We start from the raw sequence: 23,563 nt of genomic DNA, 5'->3' as shown, positions 1-23,563 counted from the left end.
CGTGCTGATCAACTAATTCCGAAGGCTAGAGTTTCCGCAGCTGCCGCAGGATCCTGACGAAGGGGACGCTCGCGGCCATGCCACGCCTCATATCAGGTTGCGCAGCACTCATGTTGACCACCACGGCGTAGCGCAGTCCAGCGTCACGCAGCTCCGCCGCTTGTTCCAGCACTTCGGCGGGTGTGCCGTTGAGGATGCTCGCGGTCAGCAGCGATCGCGGAACGTCCTTGGTCGCGGCCAGCACGTCCTGCTCGTCGAGGGTCTGCGGAATGAGATCCTGCATGCCCGTGAAGTCGTCCCCGAATGGATGCCGCGCCCCGTGCCGAGACCATTCTTTGGCGGGGATGTTGAGCGCGAACGCGCGACTTAGCTGAGAGCCGAGCGTTTCATCGACTTCATCGCGGCTGCGGCCCGTCACAACCATGACGAGGCTGGCCGGCACGATCGACATCGGGTCACGACCCGCATCGGAAGCCGCCGCCCTGACGACATCGAGGCCTGCTGCGTAGTCCTTCGGGTGGACAACCGCTGCAGGAAACCAGGCGTCGGCGTAGCGGCCGGTGGCCTTCAGCATGCGCGGGCCATGGGACGCCACCCAGATCTCGGGCCATTTCCCGCGATAGGGCGGTAGCTCGAAGATCGCGTTGTGCAAGGGAAAGAACTCGGAATCGCGGGTAACGAGTTCACCGTTGGAGTCCCACAACGCGCGAATCGTGGCGAGGGCTTCGATCAGTCGCCCGACCGGTTTGGACCACTCCACGCCGTAAGGTTCGTTGGTCACGCGTTCGCCGGTGCCGATGCCGAGGATCGCCCCGCCCTTGGTGAGCAGGTGCAACGTGGCGGCTGCCTGCGCGGTCACCGCGGGGTTGCGGCGACCGGCATCGGTGACAGCTGTCCCGAGTCGCAGCCGCGCGAACCGATTCTTGGCGGCGAGATAGCCCAGCGCCGTCCACGGCTCGCTGATGGCGTCGGGTCGGGGCATCAACTTGGCGGCCGTCGAGCCGAGGTACTTTCCCGTCATGATGGACCGGGGTGTCAGTGCATTGAGGTGATCGGCCACCCAGAACGAGTCGACCCCCGCCATCACCGCGGTGAGGTAACTCGCGCGAGTCATGGCCAACGGGCCGATGCGCGTGTAGGCGAGTGTGTCGATTAGGCCGACTCGAAATCCCATGTAGATCCCTCACGTCCGACGATCACCCAATTATCAGCTGCGGCGAACGAGCCTGTCTGAGTATCGGACTAACACCCGACCCAGTAGGACCTCGGGCTCAGGCGTTCATTGCAATGGCTCGGGCGTGAAGGTGGCGTCGACACCGCCCACGGTCATCGTCACCTGACCTTCCATCACCATCACCTGTGCCGAGACCCGTCGATCGACACTCTGGGCCAGTTGCTGCACCGGCGCGTGCGGTATCTGCACCACCGACAGGTTCGGCAGTTTCGCGACTTTGGGTCCCACGGTGCGCCACCAGGTGGCCACGCCGGCGGCGAACGGGAACAGCAGCACCTGGTCAGCCTGGCTGGCCGCCTTACCCAAGGCGCGTTCATCGGGCTGGCCAACGTTGATCCACTCCAGGATCCGGCCCGTGTAGTCCGCAAGCCGCAAGTCCGGTACACCAGGGGTGGACAGGCCCGCTCCGAACGCCAACTCACCGTCGACGTCGCTGAGTCGGTGTGCGCGCAGCCCAAACGCCAACAACCGCACCACCATCCGCTCATCGGTCTCACTGGGATGGCGGGCCACGGTCAGCGTGTGATCGGCGTAGTAACCGTGATCGACATCGGAGACGCCAAGTTCGACTTTGAACACTGTTGCAGAAAGGGCCACGTCATAGTGTCCACCCTGGTGGTGTTCCCCGAGCAGGCAGGCCGCTTCGAGTGGCCAGACCGCCGCGCTAGCCGTCGGCGTATAGCACGGCGTGTGCAACGTCCTCTGCGGCTGCGGCACGGCCCGTGCCCGCGTGACAGCCTCCGCTCCTTCGGATGCCGAAGGGATATCCGCTGTTCGACATATAAGCTGAGAACGCATGGTGTCTGGCAACAGCGCGAACACGATGGGGGAATACGGCGAGGTGAGTCAGGCATGGCATAGGGGTTCGCAATGGTAGCTGTTTCGGTGCTGGTGCTTTCGGGTAAGGGCGGAACAGCGAAAACGCTATGGCAGATGATGCTGGCGGGAGAGGCCTCGCGGGCCGGGATCTCCGCGTTGTTGGTCGACGCAGACCCAGAGCGAAATCTGTCTAATCACTTTGGGGTGTCGCAGCATTCGACCGGCTTGGGTTCGGTGCTTGAGGATGCCGAAATCAGTTTTTGGGGGAATCCCGACAAGGGGGCGAAGCGAATCGATGAGGAGATCATTGAAACTAGATGGCCCGGCATCGATTTGCTACCTGCGGGTGCTTCCTTAGGCCGTGTTGCGGGCTTCGGAGTGCCGGACACCGGATTGTTGCGGGCCATCTTCGACGCTGCCGGCATCTTTGGCCGTTATGAGGTTGTCCTGATCGACACCGGCGGCCGCACTGGCTCTCTGGAAGCCCTGGCAATGCATCTAGGCGATGTTGCGTACGCGCCGATCACTCCGACCCTTGATGCGGTACGCAAAGCCCGCGAGGCCCGTGACAGAGTTGAGCGAATCCAACGAACACATCCACTCAGGTGGTGTGGTGTGGTTTTATCCGGTTTCGACCGTAGAAACGGCATCGATCAGTCGATCAGGGAACGGGTGCAGACGGAATTTGGCGACGAGGTCCGCGCTGAACTGCCACGTCGGGCCGTTATTAATGAGGCCTTTCAATTCGGAAACCGACTCGGTGATTATTCCGACCCAATCGCGATGAATCTCGCGCGAATCTTCCGAGATTTCCTGGAACGCGACCTGCTGGGACGAAACCCGAGCGGCCGGTGACGCTAGCGAAATATGTTGGGGAACAACGGGATAACGAGTGCCGTATGCCGTGTATGACTGGTGACCCTCCATGTTCGATTCCGCCGTATTTCACCCGGTAAAGAGATGCACCGACGGAAGTTCGAGCACAGCCACCTGTCATGTGCGTGATCGCAACACGTTGTTGTCGGTTGCCGATGATCGGACTTCTGGTCGCCGGCGGAGTGCCCGTAGCGTAGGGGACCGTCCGGGACGTGCACACCCACCGGCCGACTCAAGCTAAAACGATTGCAGCACAAATGATCGCGATCCACGCGAGGCCGAGTACCTGCAGCACGCGGTCTTCCAGAACGATGTCTTCCGGCTCGCCGGCAAGGCCACCGTCGACGTCGACGGCATAGCGCAGGATTGCGATCGTGATCGGGACCATCGAGACGGCGAACCATGACGCAGAATGTCCATCGCGCTCGAACGCCCACAGTCCGTAGCACACAACGACGGCAGTGGCGGACATCGTCCACACAAATCGCAGGTATGTGCTCGTATAGCTCTCCAGCGACTTGCGGATCTTCGCGCCAGTCCGTTCAGCGAGCTGCAGTTCGGCATAGCGCTTGCCGGCAACCATGAACAGCGATGCGAACGCCATCACCAATAAGAACCACTGCGACAGCGGGATGCCGGTCGCTGCGCCACCAGCAATCGCCCTCATCAGATATGCCGAGGAGACGATGCAGATATCAAGCACGGCTTGATGCTTGAGACCGAAGCAGTACCCGAGTTGTATCGCCAGGTAGACCGCGATCACGAGTGCGAGCGATGGTGCAATCGCCGCCGAGATCGCCAGCGTCGTCGCGGCGAGCGCGATTGCCAGTGCGTAGGCGAGGGCAGGGGAGACCACCCCGGCGGCAATAGGCCGGAAGCGTTTGGTGGGATGCTGGCGGTCGGCCTCCACATCACGGGCGTCGTTGACGAGATAGATAGAGGATGCAGCCAAACTGAACGCCACAAACGCGACACCTACTTTGAAGAAGAGATCACGGTAGTCGTAGTGGACATCGCCGCCCAGAGTCGCCAAAGGCGCAGCCACCACCAGGACGTTCTTGATCCATTGCCGGGGTCGCAGCGCTTTGATAATGCCGACGGCAAGGTTGGGAGGCGGCCCGACGAGGGTGGATGCTTGTTCGCTCACAAGTCGTGATTATCGACTAGCAATAACCGCAGGTCGTACTGGCGCGCCTGACAACAAGCAGATTTGGCGGCCGTTGTCGCGGATTGCTCCTGGGTCTGGGATGGCGCGCCTCTTCAGCCCATCGCGTGAATCGGGTGCCTGTCTTACAAAACGTCGTACACTGTCGTTATGGCTGACACAATTACCTTCCGGCCGGACGAAGACACAGCGAAGGCGCTGGAGGTGTTGACCAAAGATGGCGCGGCAGTGTCTGCAGTCGTTCGATCTGCCCTCATTGATGCCGCACGGCGGAAGGCCAGTGCGGCGATTCGCGCTGAGGCGGAAAGGCTTGCTGCCGACGAGTCGGACCGCGCTGAGGCCATGCAGGTGCTGCGCGATATGGAGACGCTGCGTGCGTGGTGAGGTCTTTCATTTGCATGCCCCGCGGGGGAGTCGCGGTCACGAGCAGTCCGGCTCCCGCTACGCCGTGGTTGTCCAGTCAGATCAGCTGCCGCTGTCGACCTGGCTGGTGGCCCCGACATCTACGTCGGCTCGTGCAGCCAGTTTTCGTCCCGAGGTTGAAATCGGCGGTGTGAACACCCGGGTTCTTGCCGAGCAGGCCGCGGCCGTTGACCCAGGCCGTCTCGGCAAGAGCGTCGGGTTCCTGAGCTTCGACGAGATGCGCCGCGTTGACGCGGCACTGCGCATCGTCCTAGATCTGTAAGCGCCGCACAGTCGCATCACCATGGGATGAAAACACCTGGGGTGCACCGCAATAGGGCGTACCGTTACTGGTAACCCGCCATATTCGATTCCGCCGTATTCCTACTTCATCCGCGACAGCGCATCAGTCGAGATGCGGCAGGGAAGGGGCGATATTGCCGGGATCATTGTGGCGTGACCAGTTGGCACTTCTTCGCGTGGTTCCGGCGCGAGTTCGTTTGCTGAATCGTGCATGCATTCGGCCCTCATTGGTAGCGTTTCGCATCCCATATCGGTACCATTGGGCTATGAGCAAGCAGATCGCCGTTCGACTTCCGGACGAAGTCGTCGATTTCATTGACAGGGAAGTGGACCAGCGGCACGTCGAGAGCCGCGCGTCATTCGTACTCAAAGCGCTCGAACGTGAGCGACGCCGGCTGATCGCTGCCCGCGACGCGGCGATCCTCGCCAAGCCGACCACCGCAGACGACGACTTCGATGCGCTCGCCGCTCATGCCTCTACGTTCGGGCTGGATATCGATTGAGACCAATTCACATCGCCCAGCTTGATAAGGCTCGGCCGGTTCTGATCCTGACTCGGGAGCGCGTGCGGCCTCACCTAACCAGAGTCACCGTGGCACCGATCACCGGAACAGTTCGCGGCTTGTCGACCGAAGTTCCAGTCGGTGCGCGTAACGGGCTTGAGAAAGATTCCGTCGTGAGCGTCGACAACATTGTCACGATCCCGGTTGCCGCACTGGGGCGCCAGATCGGGTTCCTTCTTCCTGATCAAGAGGAATTGCTGACAACGGCGATTCGGCACGCCTTCGATCTTGATTGACAAGCAAGGGCAGCTGCTGTGCGGGGAGTTCCCTCCCGTTGTCACCGCCACGTTAGACGGTAGCTACACGGTTGCTGCACTGCACTGGCCGTTCGATAGATGAAAACGATTGGGGCGCAGCGTAATAGGGCGACTTTTAGTTGTCATAATGTAGCTTATCGGCACATTCCGGAATTGGCTGGACATCGGGAGTTGTTGGCGTCGAGCCGATCTTCTGTGCCCGTGGCGTGGCGGATCGAAGTCGCTTCACCGGGACCTTCCTGCGCCCGCCCATCGTCCGTCTCGCTCGTGGCGGCTGTGTGATGTGCGGACCGCACAAGCGACAAGCGACGGGCCGGCCCGCGACGCCCAACGCTAGGTCGGCCGGTGCTCGTGCCAGCCCTTGGCAGTGACCGCCGAGGCTAAATCCGGGCCCGCCCATCCAGGGAGCCCTCCTGCCTTCAAACCGTCACAGTGACGATTTGGCATACTGTCGGCGGTACGTGGATATGGCTGCACCACAGGCACTTTGGACTGCACGCTGGGCTCGTTTCGGCCTTCGGCAGCCCAGGCGAAGCCTGACGACAGCGCCAATGTTGTGCCGGTGTTAGCGTCGTTGGTGAACCGTAAGGATGCTGTCCAGATGTTAATTGGGACGCGATGGCGAGCTGCGCTGCTCTTCTGTCGCCCCCAAACATGTTCGCCAACCATCTGCCGGCGAAGTGCCACGACACGGTGTGCAGCTCCGCAACCAGGTTGGGATCGACAATATCTGTTGGGAGGCCGACTATCCGCATTCGGATTCCATGTGGCCCGGGGCCCCGAACAACTGCACGAAGTGCTCACCGAGCATGATGTACCTGACAGCGAGATCAACAAGATGATGTTCGAAAACGCCATGCGCTGGTACCACTTGGATCCGTTCACCCAGATCACCAAAGAACAGGCCACAGTCGGCGCACTACGCGATGCCGCGCAGGGACACGACGTCTCGATACAGTCACTGTCGAACCGCGAGAAGACTGAAGCCAGTTTTGCCGATTTCGCCATGGCAGCGAAATCGATTACCGGGAACCAAGATTGAAGCTTCGTGAAGTACTGGCTGGCGGACATCGGTGCGTCGACATCCTCGACACATGGGCCGCCGCTCAAATGTGCGAGCCGAGGTTCTGCTCGGCAATAACGACCGCGGTTGTGTTCGACTCAGCTGCGAGACGACTATCCGGCAGCGGACAGCGGGTCTTGTGTGTTGGGCGGTATCCAGCCGAACAGCGAGCGCGTGAACTCCGCGTCGGCAGTGATTGGGGTGAGCCTGGCGGTGAGATCCCGCAATCGGGCCGTCACGCGGGTATTGCCTTGCAGCGCTTTGCCCATCCGAGCAGAGCGTTCGACGATGCGCTGGGCGCGTGGCCGCCGGACGGTGTCGTAGCTGACCAGACCCTCGTCGACACCACGTTCGGTGACCGCGCGCGCGAGCACCACCGCGTCTTCGACCGCTAGGGCGGCACCTTGGCCGAGGTCGGGAGTGGTGGCGTGGGCGGCGTCGCCGAGTAGTGCTACTGGTCCGCGCACGAACCTGGGCAGGGCCGTCGCGAGATAGTGCACGGGGTGCACCTGCACGGTCTCCGCTGGGGTCGCTGCCAGTACCGCGCCGACCTGCCCAGACCAGTTGACGACGCGTGGCAGGAGGGCGGATAGATCTGGTGCGGGAATGGCGTGCGCGGGAGCGGTGTCGAGGGCGTACCAGTAGATCCGGCCGTCACCTAGGGGGCGAATGCCGATGCGTAGGCCCTGACCCCAGGTCTCGGTCAGCCATTGCGCATCGAATCGCCCAGCTTTGTCGGCCGGGACGATGCCCCGCCAGGCCGCGTAGCCCGCGTATCTGGCATCGGGATGGTCCGGGAATAGGACGGTTCGGAGCGCGCTGTGCACGCCGTCGGCGGCCACGACCAGATCGGCCGCCACCGCCGAGAGGCCGTTCGGGCCCTCCAGGGTTACGATGGCACCTCCCCCGTCGGGAATGACGTTCAGCGCCCGGTGTGCGGTATGCACCGGGGCATCGAGCGGGTCCAGCAGCGCGCGGTGTAATTCGCGGCGCCCTACCGAGTAGAAGCCGTCGCCGTAATGCGCTGCGAGCGTGTCAGATTCGATTCGCATCACCCGATGCCCCGTCCGCAAGCGAGATTCCAGACCGTCCAGCCGTCGAGCTTCCCCGCGTACGGCGGAATCAAGGTCGAGGTGTCGGAACGCGCGCATGGCGTTGGGCGCGAGGCTCAGCCCGGAACCGGGCTGAGCGAAGTCCTTCGCCCGTTCGTAGACCTCCACCTGCCAGCCGTTGCGCCGCAAAGCATGTGCGGCGGCGAGCCCTCCGATGCCGGCGCCGATGACGAGTGCCGTGTCGCCCATGCTTCGCCTCCGCTCGATAGTGTCAGTGCAGTTATAGTATCTAACTTACGTTAGTATGCGTAGCATGGCAACGGAACAATTGCCCCCTCGGCGGGACAGGGTCCGGCAGGCGACGCTGAATGAAATTCACGCCACCGCGCGGCGCCTGCTGGTCAAGGACGGGCCGCGAGCGGTGACCGTCAACGCCGTGGCGCGCGAGATGGGTATGAGCGGCCCGGCGTTGTACCGCTACTTCCCCAACCACGAGGCGCTGATGCAAGCGCTCACGGCCGACTGCTATATGGAGGTGACACGCGAGTTGGCCGGCGTGCGTGCGGCACACGCGCATGCCTCCGCGTCCCGACGGATTCTGGCCATGTGTCGGGCGTTGCGTGCGTGGGCGACAGCGCATCCAGCGGAGTTCGGCCTGATGTTCACGACGCCGGCGAACACGATCGGGCCCGAGTCGCTCAGCCACGATGCGGCTTTGTCCTTCGAAGCCGTCTTCCGCGACGAGATCGCGACACTGTGGGAGTCGAAACCCTTTCCAGTGCCGGATCTCTCCCGCCTCGAGCCTTCCCTGCGTAAACAACTCGATGTCTACTCCAACTCCATTGGCGGACAGCTGCCACCCGAGGCTTCCCACGTCTTCCTGCAGTGCTGGATGCGGCTGTACGGGCTGCTGGTGATGGAGGTGTTCCGGCAGGTGGAATTTGTCTTCACTGATCTCACACCGGTTTTCGAGCAATTACTGCGCGAAATCTGCCAGGCCCTCGGACTCGACTATGCGAAGGCAGGCCGCCACCGATAAACCGACCTCCGCAAGCACCTAGCTCAGGGTCGAACACCGAAGCGTCCGAGACACGTGGGTCTCCGGAAAGCGCCTCATCCACGGGTCTTGACAACATCTCCGGCAGTGTCCCGAGCCCGTGAGCTTCGGGGCCATCGGGATGGGTGGCACGTCGGCTTATTCCTTCGGCGGCGCGCAGATCAGCACCGGCGCATCCAAAAGCTCAAGAACATCATCGACTACATCGCCGACGATGACAAAGTCGTTCTGGTCTCGGGCAACTGGATGCGCTTCAATCAAGACATCTGGACTACCTCGACGCCATCGACCAGATGTTGCTTGGGACGCGACGAGCTGCGCTGCTCTTGGCTCTCGCGTCTGCGACGCCACCGCGGCCGTTTACGCGACGGCGCTTCGCCGAGCAGAAAACCGGTGACAACCCCGCGAGCGCGGTCTTGCTAATCGACTGCAAAGGCGCGTATGTCCCCGAGTGCATCCTCGGCCCGCCCACACAGGGTCGGGTCGTTGAGTAACCCTTCGAGTCGATGAACCACGTCAGGGCTTGCGGCACGATGAAGTCTCCCAATATGTCCCATACATGTGACAGCCAACTCTTTCACCTGATGGTGGACATCCGGAGTCGAAAGTTGGCGCATTAGGACGACTTCGACGGCTCGACGATCCGGATCGCCATACGTTAGGTCCAGCAGCGCCCTGGTCGCTGCAGCCACGTCCGGACCCTGCAGATCGGACATGATGGTTGACCGCCATCCTTCGAGTTCCTGCTGTTCACGGTCCAACTCAGCGCCTCCATCTGATAGCGTCTTTTCACTGCGATCTGCCATGCTCACCCTCCGGCAGGAGAATTACCCGGCGTTAGCAAGATGCTCCTCGACGTGGCCTTTGCCCGGCGGCATCAGGCTGGTTCAACACCTCTGGCGATTCGCCCTGGCTTGCACCGAAGTTCAGGAGGAGCCCGAAGGTGGGCAGCACCCATTGCGGGGACCCCTTCCGTCGTGCGCCGCGTGGCTTCGCCACGATCACACCCAGGATTATCCGCGGCGCCAAATGACCACTCTCCGAACCGTTACGGGGCGCGCATCGCAGAGTTTCACGACGTATCCTCACGTGGGCTGTCCCTCACTAGGGTTCCGAATCTCCCGAGGGGCTTTTCAAGCTCCCGGCCCATGTACCCCAGTTGAATTCGACTCCCCATTGGTCAACATTGATGCCGTAGGCGGAATACAGATGGTCCTTGAGTACCTGCTGATCGTCGAGACCGTCGACCTTTAGTTGGTCGGCCTTTGGTTGGTCGACCTTTAACTGGATATCCCCGGTCACGGGGTCCGTCACGCGCAGCGGCGCAAGCACGGGGTCGTTGACCACTGAGGGATCTTTCGCCAGCAGGCCGTTGAGCACATTCTGCATGGTCACGTCCGAATCAACTATGGACGTCGCCACCTCGTGAGGCTTGCCGTTGTCGGGGTTCACCACCTCAGCTTGGTCGACGATGCCAAGTTGTTCTAGCTTGGCTTGTGGGGCGAAGATGTCGGTAAGCCACTTCAAGGGCTTGTTCCCGGCGGCGTCGAAGGCGGCCGTTGCAACCGACTTGGCTGTATCGAAGTTGGCCGTATCCACCGCCAGCCGCCATTGCGCGTCGTAGATGTCATTTTTGTCCATGGCTGTCTTGGCCTCTAGCGTGCCTTCCACCAGCGCACTGTGCATTTGGCCGGCGATCTGCCCGTGGGTGCTCGGCCTTTCGCCACTGCCGTACTGGGCGGCCAGCGCGTTCTCCTGCACATAGGTGTGAACGGCTGCCGCCCCCCCAGCCTGCGGATCGCTAGCCAGCACGGCATACATCGCGGCCAGATCCTTCTTGTCCGTGAAATGGTCTACGCCGGGGATGGCCTCCGATCCCGCGAACGTGCTGTAGTACGGCGCCAGATCGTCGGCGAGATGCCGAATCAGTTCCGGATTCACCTGGCCGACCGAGGCCTTGTCCTCGAGGCCCGGGACCCGCAACAGATCATCCTTGTTGTTGGACATGTAGTCAGCGGCCACCTCAGCGATATCCCCATGCAACTCAGCGCGTTTCGCGTCGGCGGGATCGCTGCCGGGTGGCGCCACCGCCTGATTGGCCGAGGTGTCGAACAGCGCTGAGATTGCCGTCCCGTCGTCCTGCCACTCATGGCGGAATATGTTCTCGATGAGTTTGTTGCCGGTGGCGGGGTCGGTGAGTGCGGCCGCGACGGCAAATTTGTCGTCGGCGACCGCTGTGAACATCGGCTCGGTGATCTGTGCCGCCTGCGGATCGACACTGCCGTTGTCAGCCCACAACACCATCAGCCTACCGTCGCTGGTCTCTGCCCGGACTTGCCCGTCCAGGTATTGCCCAGCGACATCCAGGATCTCGTGATCGAGGTCAGAACCCGAGCGCATCTCGTAGCCGCTCATGGCCGCGACACGGGCGATCGCCTGGTTGTCGGCGACCCCATTAAGTCTGATGGTGTAGGGAGAAGGCCCGTCTGTCACCAAGTCTTTGCGGGTGAGAGAGTCCTGGATCTCCTGCGGAAGCAGTCCGAATCCGCCGTTGGACGGCACCTCTGCATCGCCCTGGATGGTGGCGGTGACCCGCTGGTTGGAAACGATCTGCAGGGTATTGGCCAGTCCCATGCGCGCCTGGGGCGGAAGGGTCTCAAGGATCTGCTCGATCTCTTTGGGGGACTTGCCGTCCAAAGAGTTCATCAGCGCGTTGAGGTACTCCATCTGCGAGGCCGAGAGCTCGACTTTTTGTCCGGACTGCAGTGCCTCGGCCTGTTCGGGTGTCAGCGAACCGGCCTCGATAAGTCGTTGCAGCGCATCGGGGCTGAGCGTTCCGTTGCCGTCTGCCAGTTCATTGAGGGCAGTGCCATCGGCCGAGCCCTGTTGGCCACTCAACGACGCCGGATCGGTGAACGTGGCGATCAGGTTGGCAACGAGGCCATCAATGGTGGCGGCGCCGTTGGTGTCGGCAGTGGTCAGCGCCTGCTCAAGGGTTGAGAGATCGTTCAAGAACTGAACGCGCAGCGCATTCCGCTGCTTAAGGAAATCGGGGCCGTAGAGATCTATGTCAGCAAGGTTGTCGGTGACACCCCACTGCTCACCCACCGTGAACTTCTGCAGCTCGATGGAGACGACTCTGTTTTCCAGATTCGTTCGCGCCGTTGAGATGGCGGTGGCGACACCCCGCGCTGTTTCGGCGGCTGCTTGAAGTTTGTCGACCAATTGGATCGCCACCCTGCGATCACCATCAGCGCGTGTCTGGGCGGCTTCGGCTGCGAGCCCCTCCCAGTAGCCACCACCAGTGGTGTTGGTCAGCAACGAGACATACTGATCGAATTTCTGCTCGAGCGCTACACCGAGTTTGTCCCAACCAGAGGCCATGTCGGCGATGGTGTTGGGGTTCATGTTCTCCACCTGGGATTTGGTAAAACTCATTGAACACCCCACGCGCCGGTCGCCTTCGTGAACATATTCGCCAGGTCGACCACTTTTCCCTCGTCCTGGTTTTGGAACATGGTCGCGCAGTTACCCATGATCTCGCCGGTCTCGGCCAACCGCTCCCCGCATGACGGAATCAACGTGGTGTTCAACACACCATCCTGAATCCGAAGTGCAGCGCCGACCGACTTGAGCGCCAATGAGTCGGCACCCAACGCCTTCGGCTCGAATTTCAAACCTAGTATTTCGTTGCCGTGGAATATCAGATGGCCACCAACGCTACGCATCTGATCCAGATCGACTTTCAACGACATCTCAGCCCCCGTAGATTCGATTGATTCCGAGCCCCTACGCCGCCTCATCGCGGATCGTCACGACCCACGTTAGCCTCTTAATCTGTTGTGGCGCAATGGTTAACGTCCTTGCAGTAAGCCATTCGGTATCAACGACAAGATGCCCACGACGAGCGCGCCAGGGTCGGACGTGTGGACCCAAATTCATTGTCAAACAACACATGGACAATTGTTGTCTGTATTTCACGGTGCATTCGGTTACGTGGGTTGCGATTTCAGCATCGATTCACCATCGACTCGTAGACGACTATCCGGCAGCAGGCCGTGGTCCCGTTCTGCGGTTGGACTTCTATGTGCTCGTCACTGGCGGCGTAGCTGAGGCAACACGTCGGCTGCGAGCGCTTCCAGGGTGGCGATGGCGAGCTTGTGGTCGCCGATCGCCTCGGGGTACACAGCAATTCGTTGTGCGCCGGTGGTCTGTATGAAGCGCCCCAACTCGTCGACGACCTGGGCGGGCCCGCCGATGATGGCGTTTCCGGCGACGATGTCGGCCATCTCTGCAGGGCTGCCTGGCTGCCCATCAGGGCCGTGGTGGCGGTTCATGGCCTGCGGAACATGGGGATGATCTCCGTCACGGAAGGAGCATTTGAGTGCGCCCGCCAGCTGCTCGCGACGCCCGTCCGCGCTGTCGACGATAACGATGAGAGTGTGTAGATGTTTTGGCGCAGCCGCGGTCCCGTCCGATAGCTCGCGGTACCGGTCTTGCAGCTGCATCCGTTGCTCGGCCGGGGTGGCGAAGTAGTGCTGTAGCGGTAGCCCGCACTGCGCGGCGAATGCGATCCCGGCTGCGCTGGCGGTGGCCATCAACAGGTTGGGGTGCGGCTTTGTCCGCACCGGCGGCTGCAAAGTCAGGGATTCGCCCGTGCCGGGGTTCTGCTCACCCGATCGCCACAGCTCCAGGATGCGTTGCGCACTTGCACAGGGCTCCTCATCCCACCGGGCGAAGTCCACACCCAGCACCTCGAAATCGCGCCGGTAACCGCCGCGGCCCAGACCCAGTTCGAATCTGCCGTGGCTGAGTTGATCGAGCAGAGCGGCGCGTTCGGCGAGTTCGACCGGATGGCTCAACGGCGACAGCACGACCGACGTCCCGACCCGCACATGCCGCGTGCGGCCCAGCAGGAACGCCGCTGCGGTCAACGCGCTCGGATTGATCCCGAACCGAATGAAGTGATGCTCGGTAACCCACAGATCATCGAACCCCAACTGCTCGGCAGTGTGAGCCTGGACGGCCCCGAAGTCGAACACCTGCTCAACCGAGTCCCCCTGGCTTGCACCAAAGTTCAGCAGCACCCCGAAGGTGGCCTCATCAGCGGTCATTGACCGAATCCCTTCCGTCGTCCACCATCTGGCTCCACCCCACTCACACCGACCCCTGCACAGCACCGAATGAACCACTCCTGGAGAGGCAAAGGACAGCGTGCATCGCCAGAATGACACGACGCACCCCCACGCGGGGCTCGCCCTCGAAGGCGGCCGTGCGGGGCGCGTGATATCCCCACCGGCCCAGTACGATCGACCTCACCGAAACTTCGCGTATCGCCCCGCCCACCTCCCACCCGAGGCAGAAGTTTCCGCTCGTAAGCATCGTGGCTAGGTTGATCGCGTCGGCAGCGGCATGACCACTTCTTCGATCCACCGGAATCGGCCGTCGTCTGCGAACTGGCCGAAAAGGTAGACTTCGGTGCATATTTCGTTGCCGTCGCGGGTGGTGACAGAGACGGTGTGTCGCTCGGCGTATGCGTTGCCATCGACGAGTTCGTCGGCGACTGCCACGTCGGCGTGAGCGACCTGCTCACGCAGCATGGCGTGGTGGTTAGCAAATCTCTCCCGGTCGACCCACGTCCCGTTGGTGCGTTGACGAAAATCCGGGCTGTAATGCTTGTCCAGGATCTCGTCGAGCGGGGCGCGCGGGTGACCGAACAGGTCATCGAGTACCGCCGCAATCGTCGTGTGGTTCATGCTAGTTCTCGGTTCTGTGTATCGCGCCCAGCGGGCGCTGCGCTGTTCCAGAGCATGTCGACGATTTTGGCGATCAGTTGCGGTGTCAGTTTGGTCGTCGGTTTGGCCAGCAGGTACCAGGTGAGCGCTCCGACAGCGAGATCAATGAACAGATCCACATCGAGGTCGGCGCGAACTTCGTTGCGCGTCATGCCTTTCTCTAGGACGCTGCGCAGCGCCTCGCGCCGAGGGATCACGCGCGTTCGGTGAAGGGTTTCCAGCAGTTCGTCTCGTGACGTACTCATTGCGACTGCGGCGAGCAACCGGGCCGGGTTGGGGCCTTCGGGCGGCAATTGGCCCAGCAGCATCGCGAAGTCGCCGCGGGTGTCGCCAGTATCGGGCGGTTCGACGGTTCCGATGGCCCGTTCAAGGGCCGCGGCAAGCAGGTTGTCTTTGCTGCGGTAGCGGCGGTAGATGGTGGCTCGGCCGATCCCCGACCGCTCGGCGATGACATCCAGCGTGGCGGCGTCGAATCCGACATCGGTGACGACTTCGAGGGCGGCGTTTTCGATTGCTGCGTCGACCCCTTCCGATGGTGGTCGGCCGGGTCGGCGCCGCTCGGGGCGCTGCCGTGCGTCGCTATCCATCGACATTCTCGAAAACTGTGTCCAGCCAATCGAACATGGCTGCGTGTTTCAACGCGAAGTTGTCGAGTTGACGGTATCCGCGCGTGCCTTCCTCGACGGTGAACATCCGGGTGGCGTTCGCCGGATGTGTGGCTGCGCTGGTTGCGTGGCGTGCCTGCGCGACCAGGACTTCCGAATCTCTGGGGTCGCTGAGACACAATAGGGGGCAGGCGATCTGGCTGGGTTCGCACGTCATCTGCTCGATCACGCTAGGGTCACCCATGCCCACCGCGATCAACGCCTGGCCGCTCTCGGCCAGGATCGCTCCCAGAGTCGCGGGCGCGCCCGGGGAACGTGTCGTTGACAGGACAGCGTCCTCAAAATGGGCGATGGTTGGAGAGAGGTCGTAGACCAGCGGATCGACCACACATGCTGCGATACGCGGTTCACGGCTGGCTGCGCGAGTCATGATGTAGCCGCCAGGTTCCCCTCCGCCGTAGACGGCGATCCGGGAGGCGTCCACCTCGGTGCGAGATTGCAGGTAGTCGATCACCGCGGCGACGGGTACTTCAGTGTCGGGCCGGAAGTTGACACCGTCGAGGTGGTTCAGACCGATTCCGGGCAGATCCACTAGGAGTGCGTTGTAGCCGCGCTCCATCGCCGGCGGTCCGACCCAGTAATAGAGCTCCTCACTCACGTTGTCGCCGATCACGATGGTCGGCCGGGGTACACCGTCGTCAGACGGCCGCAGGAGATATCCCGGTAAATATGTTCCCTGGTACGGGATCTCAATACGCTCGATCGGTACATCACTCAGCTCACCGAACCGACCGAATAATTCGCGGCAGCGCAGCAGCCCTTCGCGGTATCGCGGATCGGTGGGTCGAACAGCAACCACCGCGTTGCGGTCATAGGTGACGGCCCGAAGGTACGCCTTGCGGGCGGTAATCGTGTTTCCGCGTTGCTCTGCGAGCACCGCTGTGGCTTCCGTCCGCCGGGCCAGCGCTTCCCAGGCATTGCGCCAGCTTTCTGGGTCGCCGTCTGCGATCTGAGCCGCAGCCTGGTAGCACTCCCCTAGTTCGGCACCGCCGAATCCGTGTAGGGCGAGCGTGTGCAGGAACGCCAAGTCCATGAAGGGATCGGTGAAATAGATGTTGTCTCGAGTCATAGCAGGTCCATTCCGCTCACAATATGAGACGAGATCGTCTCATATCTAAATGTAGCAGGCGGCACCCAAGCTGACCGAGTCCGCCGGCTCGGGAGTCGTGCGCTCATCACCGACGGCGGGTGAGGCAACGCCTCGGCCCGACACCCCCTACTGTCCAGCGAGCGCTACCGGGGTGGCCCCGTAATCGAAAGTCCGTAAAAACTTTTCACGAGGGGTCTTCCGACATCGCCGAGCAACTGACCGCGCGCCAGGCAGGCCGGTGGGATACGACGGGATATCACCGGACGCGACATCGTCCTGCTGCTGGGCGCCCCCTCCAGCGTCGCCGCCCCGGTCGCAGGGGTACGCCCTGACCTGTGGCGGCGCTACCTACGTCTGATACTCGACGCGTTACGTCCGGATGCTGCCCGTGACCTCCCTGTTGCTGCGCCAACAAGGCCGGACTTCACCGCCGCGTCAGACTCCTAGGTACTGCCCCAATAGCCGGGGGCCTCTGGTCTTGTCGTGCGCCGAATCCTCGACCACGACTCCGCTCCGATGACAGGGCGTGGCGCCCAACACGCCAGCGTCTCCCGCGCCTGGATCTACACCCAGACGAGCTGCGGGCCGTCATCGTCGCCAAACATGGCGCCACGACACTGGCGAAACAACACCAAAACGCCTAGCATTCACCATGACTCGCTGATCGCAACGCGTGAATCACAAGCGATCCGGGGTCGTACCCTTGACTTCGTGCAAGCAAGACGTATGGCCCATTCATCCGTAGTTGAAGCGATCATTGATGATGTGGTCGCGGTCGCGGCGACGCATGGGTTGCGCTGCACTCAACCACGTATCCTGCGAGATCGTTCCAATCTACTGTTATGGCTTTTCCCGACCCCGGTTGTCGCTCGGGTACCGCGGCTGAGTCGTGTCATTCGGCCCAATCCGGAGCGTCATCTTCGAGCTGAGTTAGAGATAGCGCTGCATCTCCGCAGTCATGGACTCCCGGTCGTGCAACCCAGCCCCGAAATTGCCCACGGACCACACCGAATCACCCACGGGTACTGCACGTTCTGGCAACACCACCATCTCATCGACATCCAGCCACACCCCGCTGAACTCACCGAAAGCATCGCGGCCATGCACAAGGCGCTGCTGACATTCCACGGTGACCTCACCGATTTCGGCCCGCTCGCAGACCTTCGCCATGGCAGCGAGCGATTGACCTGGACCGAACCAGAACGAACGCAGCTCGCCAATACCATCGCGTGGTTCGATCAGTCGCTGGCGAACGTGATCAGCCAGCCACTACACGGAGACACGCACCCGGGCAACATTTTGGCCACCACACACGGAACACTATGGACGGACTTCGAAGATGCCTGGGTAGGACCGACTGACTGGGACTACGCGGCATTAGTTGAGGAGCCCGTCGTTGTAGATTCACAACCCTCCTGGACAACCTTCGAGTTGTGCCGTCAACTCCGAAGCGTCCACAGCGCGCTCTGGGCGCAAGTACTGCGGCCCGGGGCTTACGCGCAAGCTGCCAAGGCCGTACTACTGCGAGACCGGATCCCAAATACCTAATATGAACAGCGATTCAACCGATCGCACTCGACCACGCCGCGCTTGGCGTTGATAGTCCCCAGCTGAGGCAAACTTGCACGGTCGACGCAGGGGTGAACACTATGGAGGGTTACGCAGGTGGTTCTTCCGGCTGTGGTGATCTCGCGACTTGCGAATGGCCGAAGCGGAGCATTAACAGGTCGGTCGGGATCGACTTCTTGGCAGCGGAGTCGCTAGTGCTCAGCGCTTGAGTGTGAAGCCGAAATCACCGGAAAGCTTGCCGCTGAGCCGTTGTGCTGAAACGACCTTGCCTTCGGCTATTAGCTTCTCGGCCTCGGTTCGCGAAATACCGAAACCTTCAGCAATCAATCTCGCCGGCCGGATCGGGATACGCGCCGCAAAGCGCACGGCCACATCGATCACGTCGCGGTCGAGGTGATGCGATCCGTCGGTGTCGAGGCGCCAGGCGTTGTCCCAGTCGAGTGCAATGCGGTTGCGGCGTTGCAGGACCGGATCCTGGAGGAGCTCAACGGCCAAGTCAATGTCGTTGTGGTGCAGCCTGTCTAGCAGCTCGGGTTGCACGGATCGCACGCTCACCCGTTCCAAGACCGACAGTTTCGCAGTCTTGCCGCACACGGCACAGAGCATGAGGAGCCATGCGTCGATGAGCTTGTGGTTTGCGTTGACGCGAAATTTGCCGCTTGCCTGGAAGCGCTGAGACGTGCAGGCCTGGCAACGACGGTCAACGAGGGGCAGGCAGGTGGGCACGACCGCCCAGTTTTTGAGCACAGAAATACACCTGTTTCAGCGAGAAGTCCGCGCCAAAAGACGCGCGGCGCACGCATGTGCGGCGCGCGATTGATCAGCGCTTGGGAGGTCTCACACGGTGTACAACGGCATAATCTCCGGCTGGACGAGTTGCTTCGGCAGCATGGTAGTGGCGCTCAGCGGCTCTGCACCACCGGTTTTCGAGCGCTAACGGCTGAGTGAGTGGGCGAGACGTTGTTGACGGCTGTCACCGCGGTTGACATTCAAGTTGGTTGAGGCCCGACGAAATGTTCGGGTGGCTGCCCCAGAGTTGATGTCGATCGGTGCGATGTTTTATCGAAGACCTGCCAGACCTACGTTATCGGGCCTGGAGCTTGACACCGGCTTCAGTTAAGGCGGACCGCAGCTCCGCAACCCCTGAAAACAAGTGGGTGACCAAACCCACGGATTGTGCGCCCTCGAGTTTGGATGCAGCGTCGTCAGTGAAGAACACCTCCGTCGGCTCGCGGCCCAATGCATCCAGGACGTGCCTAAACACTCGACTGTCGGGTTTCGCGTGACCGATGTCGGCAGAGTTGAAGACCTCGTCGAAATGAGCGTCAATCCCGGAATCGGCGAGCTCGGCGGCGATTGTGTTCGTACCATTCGTCAAAATCGCTGTGATCAAACCGATGCTGCGCAGCTCGTCAACCAGCCTGAGTATGTCTGTATCGATGGACGGAGTGAGGCGCGACCATTCCGCTGCGGCAGTCGCGTTGCCGATCTGCTCTCCGATCTGATGCACCCACTCGTCTCGGGTCATCTGTCCCGTCGTAACTTTGGATAGGAGTGGTTGCGAGAACGCCACCTCCTGAAGCGCGCCTTCGTCCAGATGATGGCGCCGCTCGATATCAACGACATCGTCCACCCCGAAGTGTCGGATGACGCCATCCAAGTCAAACACCGCCGCGCAAATCACGGACCGACACTATCGCCGTGTGCACCAGCGTCGGCGCACCGATGACGTCTTCACCCGCTCGGGGTCACGTTATGGGAGAACCAGGAAGCGGTCGGGGCGTTCGACGCCCCCACCGGCTGCCGCGAACGGTGGCAGCGATCTCCCCTCCCCGCGCAACTATGCAATGGAGTAGGAAGGAGGTGGAGAGATGCCATGGCTGTAAAGGTGAGACCGGACCGGGGTCTACACATGGGTATGCCCTCCGTCCGCGCGGCAGTACCGGATATGCTCACCATGATCACAGATGGCGTCCTTCGGCCCGCAGAAGTCACCACCGATACCGACCGAATTGACAATGCGCCCAACGCGAAACGCCGCTATTGGCCGGAACTTCCGTCAAATGGGACTTGGACCTTGAGTTAACCAAGTGTCTGCGGTGCGCGAGGGCGGCCTCTTCGGCCTGGGGCCAAAGCCCAACCAACGAAGGGACTCTTATGGAAAACGCTCGTCTGGGAGCAATCGCCCTCGATTGCCACGATCCGATCGCGCTCGCAAACTTCTACAAAGACGTCCTTGACCTGTCGGTGGCGCTATCCACGGACGAACTGGTCGTTCTCAAAGGAGCAGAAGTCTTTCTGACTTTCGAGCGGGTCGCTGACCACCCGGCCCCTACGTGGCCAGAGGGCGCGGTGCCTAAACAGCTCCACCTCGATCTTGCAGTCACAGACCTTGATGCCGAAGAGGCACGCATCGTGGCCCTTGGGGCCACCAAAGCTGAAACCCAACCGCGGCCAGACCAATGGCGCGTACTCATCGATCCGGCCGGTCATCCCTTCTGCATCACAACCATGATGTAGAGCCCGCCACCTTCCAGGCGAGCGCGTGCATAGCCTTTGGCACTTGGAAGCGCTTCACACGCAGCCAAGTTGCGTGAATCCTTGTGTAATTCGAGTGTGCGGGTGTGCCAACGAGTTGCCGACCTAAAGAGTTGAACCACCTTGAAGGCTTTGGTGACGGTGTTGCGCGGGAGACCGCATGGCAAGCTCTGTGACAAGAGGAGCGTTCTGGGATGGTGGATGTGGGTAATAGGGTCGCGGAGCTGTATGTCCGGTTCGCCGATCAGCAGGCCCGGGGCAGCTCACCTAGCTTGGAGTCGTGGGCATGCACGGTCGCCGAGGACTCGGCGGTGCTCGCTCGGCTGGCCACGCTTCCGGAGGCCAAGCGGCAACCGAATCTGGTGTTCGCCTGTCTGCGCTGGCACGGGGCCAGGCCCGGCGACGCGGAGTCTTTGCGCGAAGGCGTTTTGGGTGACTGGGATCGGTTGCGCGCCACGATCATGGGGCGTTCCACCCAAACCAACGAGCCCGCACGATGCGCAGTCTTGCTCCCACTCATGCATGAGATCCCGGGCCCCATCGCGTTGATCGAAGTCGGCGCCGCCGCTGGACTGTGCCTAATTCCCGACCGCTACAGCTATACCTATTCCGACGGCACCGTCGTGCACCCATCCACCGGCCCGTCCCCTGTCGTCATCGGCTGCAACATCACTGCAGGAACCCTGCCGCAGAATCTCCGCTGCCCCGAGATCGTGTGGCGTGCCGGACTCGACCTTAACCCGCTGGATGCGTCGGACCCAGATACCGCCGCCTGGTTGAGGACACTTGTCTGGCCTGAGCACGACGATCGACGCGATCGACTCTCAGCGGCCCTGAAACTCGCAGCGAGCGTGGGTACCCGCATCGATCGTGGCGATCTGCGCGACGGCTTGGCCGAGCTCCTGGCAGAGGTGCCCGCCGGGGTAACCCCTGTCATCCAGCACTCGGCCACCCTGGCCTACCTTTCGTTGAAGGAACGCCGTCAGGCTGCCAGGATGATCGCCCACAGCGGTGCCCGCTGGATCAGCTTCGAAGGCCGCGGCGTGATCCCCTTAATCGCTGGGCTCCCCGAATCCTTCGGTCCCAACGACCTTTTCATCGCAGCCCTAGATGGCAAGCCCGTAGCCACGTCGTCCGGGCACGGCGGCAACATAGCCATCCTCACCTCGCCACCACTCACGGCCTAGCTACTGCCGGTACGCCGAACCCAGGCGGGCCGACCAAGACACGTCGCCGTCCGGATCGGGATACGCGCCCCAAAGCAGACTGAAAATCGGCCATCCGCTACGTGTCTGCGCGGGGAACCGGCTGGAGTAGCAGCTTGGGGTTGCCGGCCCGGCTTGCTTCGTTCTGGGTCTCGGACATGATGCCCGTCGAGCCCTCGTCTGGCTTGACGAAGGTCAAGGGATCGAGGCGGTCGCCCCAGGTGCCCAGTCCGAAGCCAGCTCGGTCGTAGCCGATGAGTCGGAGGAAGTCGTTGTCGAGCGTGCGCGCTAGGTCGAGCGGGACGGAGAGGTACTGGTTCTCCTCTTGGCGCAGCCAAGCGCTGGAGTAGGTGATGTTGATGCCGCTGCGAGGCGTTTCGGTGCGGTTCGCGCCTCCGCCGTGGTACAGCGAGCCGGTGTAGATCAGCACAGACCCACGTGCCATCTCCGCGGGCTCAGTGTCGGTCTCCTCGAACAGGCGGCCATCCTCGAAGTGGTTGCTGGCTGGGATCAGCCGGGTTGCACCGTTCGCCCCCGTGAACGGGGTCAGGGCCCACATCGTGTTGCACATGACCTCGTATCCCCGAGGAAATGGGCACTCGAACGCCCACTGATCACGATGGATGAACTGCCCGGGACTCCCGGGCTCGACAGTGATCACCTCCGTCAGATGCAGCTGGAAGCGGGTGGTCTTGTCGAGCACACGTTGCACGGCTCCGAGGACGAGCGAGTCAGAGATCAGCTTGCGGACCGCCGGCGATCGTTCGATCAACGAGCCGGTGCGTCGGGGCTGGAAGTCGCCGCCCGGGTCGACGCCGCTAGGCGAAGCATCGATATACGGCCGAAGCTCAGCCTCGACGCGGTCCATCAGATCCTCATCAGCAAGCTCATCGACGATGCACACGCCGTCGGAGCCAAGCACCTCGGCCACTTCGTCAGCGGACGTCGACGGTGGGACATGGACAGCAACCATGGTCTTCCTCTCTGCCAGATGGCGAACCGCCGCCGGAACTGCATCCGCCCAGGACGAGACTAACTTACCAATTGGTATGTTAGATCTGTCAAGCCTCGTCACGCCGAAAGCGTCGGGCGAACGCCCACTCGCGCAGCCCGGCTCCGATACTGTTAGAGGCCGAATGGCCAGTTCCCCTCCGCCCAACCCACCGGTGATAAACGACAACTCCGACGTGACTACGCCTGGCGGGAATCACTCCGGATCAGGCGGCGACCGCTCGCGGAAGGCGCGGGGACGCTACGGCGGTCGACCGTCGCGGCGCGATGAGCTCTTACGCGCTGCGGTCGAACTCTTCGCCACCGGTGGAACCCGAGGTACGACCTTGGACGCGATCGCCAAGCAGATAGGCGTGAGCAAAGCAGCGATCATCCATCACTTCAGCACCAAAGAAGACTTGCTGCGCGAGGTGGGCGCGATCAGCGACGTCCTGAGCGCCTCGGCAATCTTGTCCGAAGAGCCCTCGACCGGGATGGAGCAACTGAGGTCACTGCGTTCGTGGGCGAGCGTGGTTGCCTCAGATCCCGGGCTGGCCAACCTTGACCGGCTCGGCGTGGTAATGGCCGTTGAAGCTTTCGACCCGGACTATCCCGCCCGCGAAGACCGCATGGTTCGTTACCAGACCTTCAGAAAAGGGTTGGCGGACATCGTTGAATGCGGTCAGCGCGACGGCACAATCCGAGCCGACGCCAACCCGGGTCTCGTCGCTGCCGAGGTACTGGCCTTTATGGAAGGTATCGGTATCCAGTGGCACCTAGATCCAGTCGAGGTCGATATCGTCGGCGCATACGAAGGCTACTTCGACAGATTAGACGCTCAACTATCGCCCTCATCGCCCGATAACGGCAACGCAGACGCGAAGCCGCCACCATCCCAAAACCGCGGCCAAAGATGAGTG

Annotated in this window: 24 protein-coding genes and 1 pseudogene; 11 read left to right on the top strand and 14 right to left on the bottom strand. The window is 62.0% G+C overall.

The features are described from left to right. Positions 1-25: 25 nt before the first annotated feature. The gene (locus tag QQ25_RS16895; protein WP_039379696.1) at positions 26-1,174 is read right to left on the bottom strand and encodes an LLM class flavin-dependent oxidoreductase; all 1,149 of its coding nucleotides are present in this window, start codon (positions 1,172-1,174) and stop codon (positions 26-28) included. Between the two features lie 105 nt (positions 1,175-1,279). Next, positions 1,280-1,831 (bottom strand): YaeQ family protein, encoded by a 552-nt coding sequence (locus QQ25_RS16890; protein ID WP_039379694.1) that lies wholly within the window; start codon positions 1,829-1,831, stop codon positions 1,280-1,282. 273 nt (positions 1,832-2,104) lie between these two features. Between QQ25_RS16890 and QQ25_RS16885 the strand changes: the two genes are divergently transcribed. Continuing rightward, complete coding sequence (locus QQ25_RS16885; RefSeq protein WP_039379692.1) at positions 2,105-2,908, top strand: ParA family protein; 804 nt, start codon at positions 2,105-2,107, stop codon at positions 2,906-2,908. Positions 2,909-3,161: 253 nt separating this feature from the next. On the opposite strand, the gene QQ25_RS16880 is transcribed toward QQ25_RS16885, so the two are convergent. Further along, positions 3,162-4,076: a decaprenyl-phosphate phosphoribosyltransferase gene (locus QQ25_RS16880; RefSeq protein ID WP_039379690.1), complete on the bottom strand. Its 915-nt coding sequence runs from the start codon at positions 4,074-4,076 to the stop codon at positions 3,162-3,164. A gap of 168 nt (positions 4,077-4,244) precedes the next feature. On the opposite strand from QQ25_RS16880, the gene QQ25_RS16875 reads away from it, so the two are divergent. The 5 genes and pseudogenes from QQ25_RS16875 to QQ25_RS16855 form a co-directional block, all read left to right on the top strand. Continuing rightward, the gene (locus QQ25_RS16875; protein ID WP_039379689.1) at positions 4,245-4,478 is read left to right on the top strand and encodes a hypothetical protein; all 234 of its coding nucleotides are present in this window, start codon (positions 4,245-4,247) and stop codon (positions 4,476-4,478) included. Beyond that, positions 4,468-4,779 carry a type II toxin-antitoxin system PemK/MazF family toxin gene (locus QQ25_RS16870; protein ID WP_039379687.1) on the top strand — a complete coding sequence of 104 codons (312 nt, stop codon included), beginning with the start codon at positions 4,468-4,470 and terminating at the stop codon, positions 4,777-4,779. Before QQ25_RS16875 ends, QQ25_RS16870 begins: the two co-directional genes overlap by 11 nt. A 286-nt stretch (positions 4,780-5,065) precedes the next feature. Further along, complete coding sequence (locus tag QQ25_RS16865) at positions 5,066-5,302, top strand: YlcI/YnfO family protein (protein WP_039379686.1); 237 nt, start codon at positions 5,066-5,068, stop codon at positions 5,300-5,302. Next, positions 5,299-5,598: a type II toxin-antitoxin system PemK/MazF family toxin gene (locus QQ25_RS16860; RefSeq protein WP_039379684.1), complete on the top strand. Its 300-nt coding sequence runs from the start codon at positions 5,299-5,301 to the stop codon at positions 5,596-5,598. Before QQ25_RS16865 ends, QQ25_RS16860 begins: the two co-directional genes overlap by 4 nt. A gap of 713 nt (positions 5,599-6,311) precedes the next feature. Next, positions 6,312-6,661 (top strand): annotated as a pseudogene (locus QQ25_RS16855) (amidohydrolase family protein); the annotation flags it as partial. A 134-nt stretch (positions 6,662-6,795) separates the two neighbouring features. On the opposite strand, the gene QQ25_RS16850 reads toward QQ25_RS16855, so the two are convergent. Beyond that, positions 6,796-7,983: an FAD-dependent monooxygenase gene (locus QQ25_RS16850; RefSeq protein ID WP_052235856.1), complete on the bottom strand. Its 1,188-nt coding sequence runs from the start codon at positions 7,981-7,983 to the stop codon at positions 6,796-6,798. Positions 7,984-8,047: 64 nt separating this feature from the next. On the opposite strand from QQ25_RS16850, the gene QQ25_RS16845 reads away from it, so the two are divergent. Then, on the top strand, positions 8,048-8,773 hold the full coding sequence (locus tag QQ25_RS16845; RefSeq protein ID WP_039379680.1) for a TetR/AcrR family transcriptional regulator: 726 nt from the start codon (positions 8,048-8,050) through the stop codon (positions 8,771-8,773). Between the two features lie 156 nt (positions 8,774-8,929). On the opposite strand, the gene QQ25_RS31535 is transcribed toward QQ25_RS16845, so the two are convergent. From QQ25_RS31535 to QQ25_RS29775, 7 genes are all read right to left on the bottom strand, one after another. Next, positions 8,930-9,052 (bottom strand): hypothetical protein, encoded by a 123-nt coding sequence (locus tag QQ25_RS31535; protein ID WP_264020353.1) that lies wholly within the window; start codon positions 9,050-9,052, stop codon positions 8,930-8,932. An 843-nt stretch (positions 9,053-9,895) separates the two neighbouring features. Beyond that, entirely contained in the window at positions 9,896-12,229 is a 2,334-nt protein-coding gene (locus QQ25_RS16835; protein ID WP_131546180.1) for a TPR repeat domain-containing protein, read from the bottom strand. Then, positions 12,226-12,546 carry a hypothetical protein gene (locus tag QQ25_RS16830; protein ID WP_039379676.1) on the bottom strand — a complete coding sequence of 107 codons (321 nt, stop codon included), beginning with the start codon at positions 12,544-12,546 and terminating at the stop codon, positions 12,226-12,228. The genes QQ25_RS16835 and QQ25_RS16830 overlap by 4 nt, the downstream gene beginning before the upstream one ends. Positions 12,547-12,885: 339 nt before the next feature. Next, on the bottom strand, positions 12,886-13,905 hold the full coding sequence (locus tag QQ25_RS16825; RefSeq protein ID WP_082017549.1) for an LLM class flavin-dependent oxidoreductase: 1,020 nt from the start codon (positions 13,903-13,905) through the stop codon (positions 12,886-12,888). A 273-nt stretch (positions 13,906-14,178) separates the two neighbouring features. Then, positions 14,179-14,547, bottom strand: a complete 369-nt coding sequence (locus QQ25_RS16820; RefSeq protein ID WP_039379674.1) for a hypothetical protein — start codon at positions 14,545-14,547, stop codon at positions 14,179-14,181. Further along, entirely contained in the window at positions 14,544-15,179 is a 636-nt protein-coding gene (locus tag QQ25_RS16815) for a TetR/AcrR family transcriptional regulator (RefSeq protein WP_082017547.1), read from the bottom strand. Before QQ25_RS16815 ends, QQ25_RS16820 begins: the two co-directional genes overlap by 4 nt. Next, entirely contained in the window at positions 15,166-16,320 is a 1,155-nt protein-coding gene (locus tag QQ25_RS29775) for an alpha/beta hydrolase family protein (RefSeq protein ID WP_052235855.1), read from the bottom strand. Before QQ25_RS29775 ends, QQ25_RS16815 begins: the two co-directional genes overlap by 14 nt. A gap of 732 nt (positions 16,321-17,052) precedes the next feature. Here QQ25_RS29775 and QQ25_RS30215 point away from each other — a divergent pair. Continuing rightward, the gene (locus QQ25_RS30215; protein ID WP_162627803.1) at positions 17,053-17,889 is read left to right on the top strand and encodes a phosphotransferase; all 837 of its coding nucleotides are present in this window, start codon (positions 17,053-17,055) and stop codon (positions 17,887-17,889) included. A 219-nt stretch (positions 17,890-18,108) separates the two neighbouring features. Here the strand turns inward: QQ25_RS30215 and QQ25_RS16800 are convergent, their stop codons facing one another. Together QQ25_RS16800 and QQ25_RS16795 are read right to left on the bottom strand one after the other, a co-directional pair. Then, complete coding sequence (locus QQ25_RS16800) at positions 18,109-18,657, bottom strand: DUF1062 domain-containing protein (RefSeq protein ID WP_039379670.1); 549 nt, start codon at positions 18,655-18,657, stop codon at positions 18,109-18,111. 337 nt (positions 18,658-18,994) lie between these two features. Next, positions 18,995-19,594 (bottom strand): HAD-IA family hydrolase, encoded by a 600-nt coding sequence (locus tag QQ25_RS16795; protein ID WP_039379668.1) that lies wholly within the window; start codon positions 19,592-19,594, stop codon positions 18,995-18,997. A 473-nt stretch (positions 19,595-20,067) separates the two neighbouring features. On the opposite strand from QQ25_RS16795, the gene QQ25_RS16790 reads away from it, so the two are divergent. Both QQ25_RS16790 and QQ25_RS16785 read left to right on the top strand, forming a co-directional pair. Next, complete coding sequence (locus QQ25_RS16790; protein ID WP_039379667.1) at positions 20,068-20,430, top strand: VOC family protein; 363 nt, start codon at positions 20,068-20,070, stop codon at positions 20,428-20,430. Between the two features lie 212 nt (positions 20,431-20,642). Next, on the top strand, positions 20,643-21,635 hold the full coding sequence (locus QQ25_RS16785) for a DUF2332 domain-containing protein (protein WP_039379665.1): 993 nt from the start codon (positions 20,643-20,645) through the stop codon (positions 21,633-21,635). A gap of 97 nt (positions 21,636-21,732) precedes the next feature. On the opposite strand, the gene QQ25_RS16780 is transcribed toward QQ25_RS16785, so the two are convergent. Continuing rightward, entirely contained in the window at positions 21,733-22,584 is an 852-nt protein-coding gene (locus tag QQ25_RS16780) for a phytanoyl-CoA dioxygenase family protein (protein WP_052235854.1), read from the bottom strand. Here QQ25_RS16780 and QQ25_RS30840 point away from each other — a divergent pair. After that, positions 22,550-23,560 (top strand): TetR/AcrR family transcriptional regulator, encoded by a 1,011-nt coding sequence (locus tag QQ25_RS30840; protein WP_082017585.1) that lies wholly within the window; start codon positions 22,550-22,552, stop codon positions 23,558-23,560. The genes QQ25_RS16780 and QQ25_RS30840 overlap by 35 nt on opposite strands. Positions 23,561-23,563: the final 3 nt, after the last annotated feature.

The sequence above is a fragment of the Mycolicibacterium setense genome (genome assembly GCF_000805385.1).
Lineage (GTDB): Bacteria > Actinomycetota > Actinomycetes > Mycobacteriales > Mycobacteriaceae > Mycobacterium > Mycobacterium setense.
Note: the sequence above shows the minus strand (reverse complement) of the source record. Positions and strands in the feature narration are given on the sequence as shown.

Excerpts from the sequence above, each read along its gene's own strand:
- QQ25_RS16785 (WP_039379665.1), top strand. The coding sequence starts at position 20,643 with ATGGTGGATGTGGGTAATAGGGTCGCGGAGCTGTATGTCCGGTTCGCC.
- QQ25_RS16820 (WP_039379674.1), bottom strand. The coding sequence starts at position 14,547 with ATGAACCACACGACGATTGCGGCGGTACTCGATGACCTGTTCGGTCAC.
- QQ25_RS16830 (WP_039379676.1), bottom strand. The coding sequence starts at position 12,546 with ATGTCGTTGAAAGTCGATCTGGATCAGATGCGTAGCGTTGGTGGCCAT.
- QQ25_RS16845 (WP_039379680.1), top strand. The coding sequence starts at position 8,048 with ATGGCAACGGAACAATTGCCCCCTCGGCGGGACAGGGTCCGGCAGGCG.
- QQ25_RS16865 (WP_039379686.1), top strand. The coding sequence starts at position 5,066 with ATGAGCAAGCAGATCGCCGTTCGACTTCCGGACGAAGTCGTCGATTTC.
- QQ25_RS16790 (WP_039379667.1), top strand. The coding sequence starts at position 20,068 with ATGGAAAACGCTCGTCTGGGAGCAATCGCCCTCGATTGCCACGATCCG.
- QQ25_RS16815 (WP_082017547.1), bottom strand. The coding sequence starts at position 15,179 with ATGTCGATGGATAGCGACGCACGGCAGCGCCCCGAGCGGCGCCGACCC.
- QQ25_RS16885 (WP_039379692.1), top strand. The coding sequence starts at position 2,105 with ATGGTAGCTGTTTCGGTGCTGGTGCTTTCGGGTAAGGGCGGAACAGCG.
- QQ25_RS16835 (WP_131546180.1), bottom strand. The coding sequence starts at position 12,229 with ATGAGTTTTACCAAATCCCAGGTGGAGAACATGAACCCCAACACCATC.
- QQ25_RS16875 (WP_039379689.1), top strand. The coding sequence starts at position 4,245 with ATGGCTGACACAATTACCTTCCGGCCGGACGAAGACACAGCGAAGGCG.
- QQ25_RS30840 (WP_082017585.1), top strand. The coding sequence starts at position 22,550 with ATGCACACGCCGTCGGAGCCAAGCACCTCGGCCACTTCGTCAGCGGAC.
- QQ25_RS16850 (WP_052235856.1), bottom strand. The coding sequence starts at position 7,983 with ATGGGCGACACGGCACTCGTCATCGGCGCCGGCATCGGAGGGCTCGCC.
- QQ25_RS16895 (WP_039379696.1), bottom strand. The coding sequence starts at position 1,174 with ATGGGATTTCGAGTCGGCCTAATCGACACACTCGCCTACACGCGCATC.
- QQ25_RS29775 (WP_052235855.1), bottom strand. The coding sequence starts at position 16,320 with ATGACTCGAGACAACATCTATTTCACCGATCCCTTCATGGACTTGGCG.
- QQ25_RS16825 (WP_082017549.1), bottom strand. The coding sequence starts at position 13,905 with ATGACCGCTGATGAGGCCACCTTCGGGGTGCTGCTGAACTTTGGTGCA.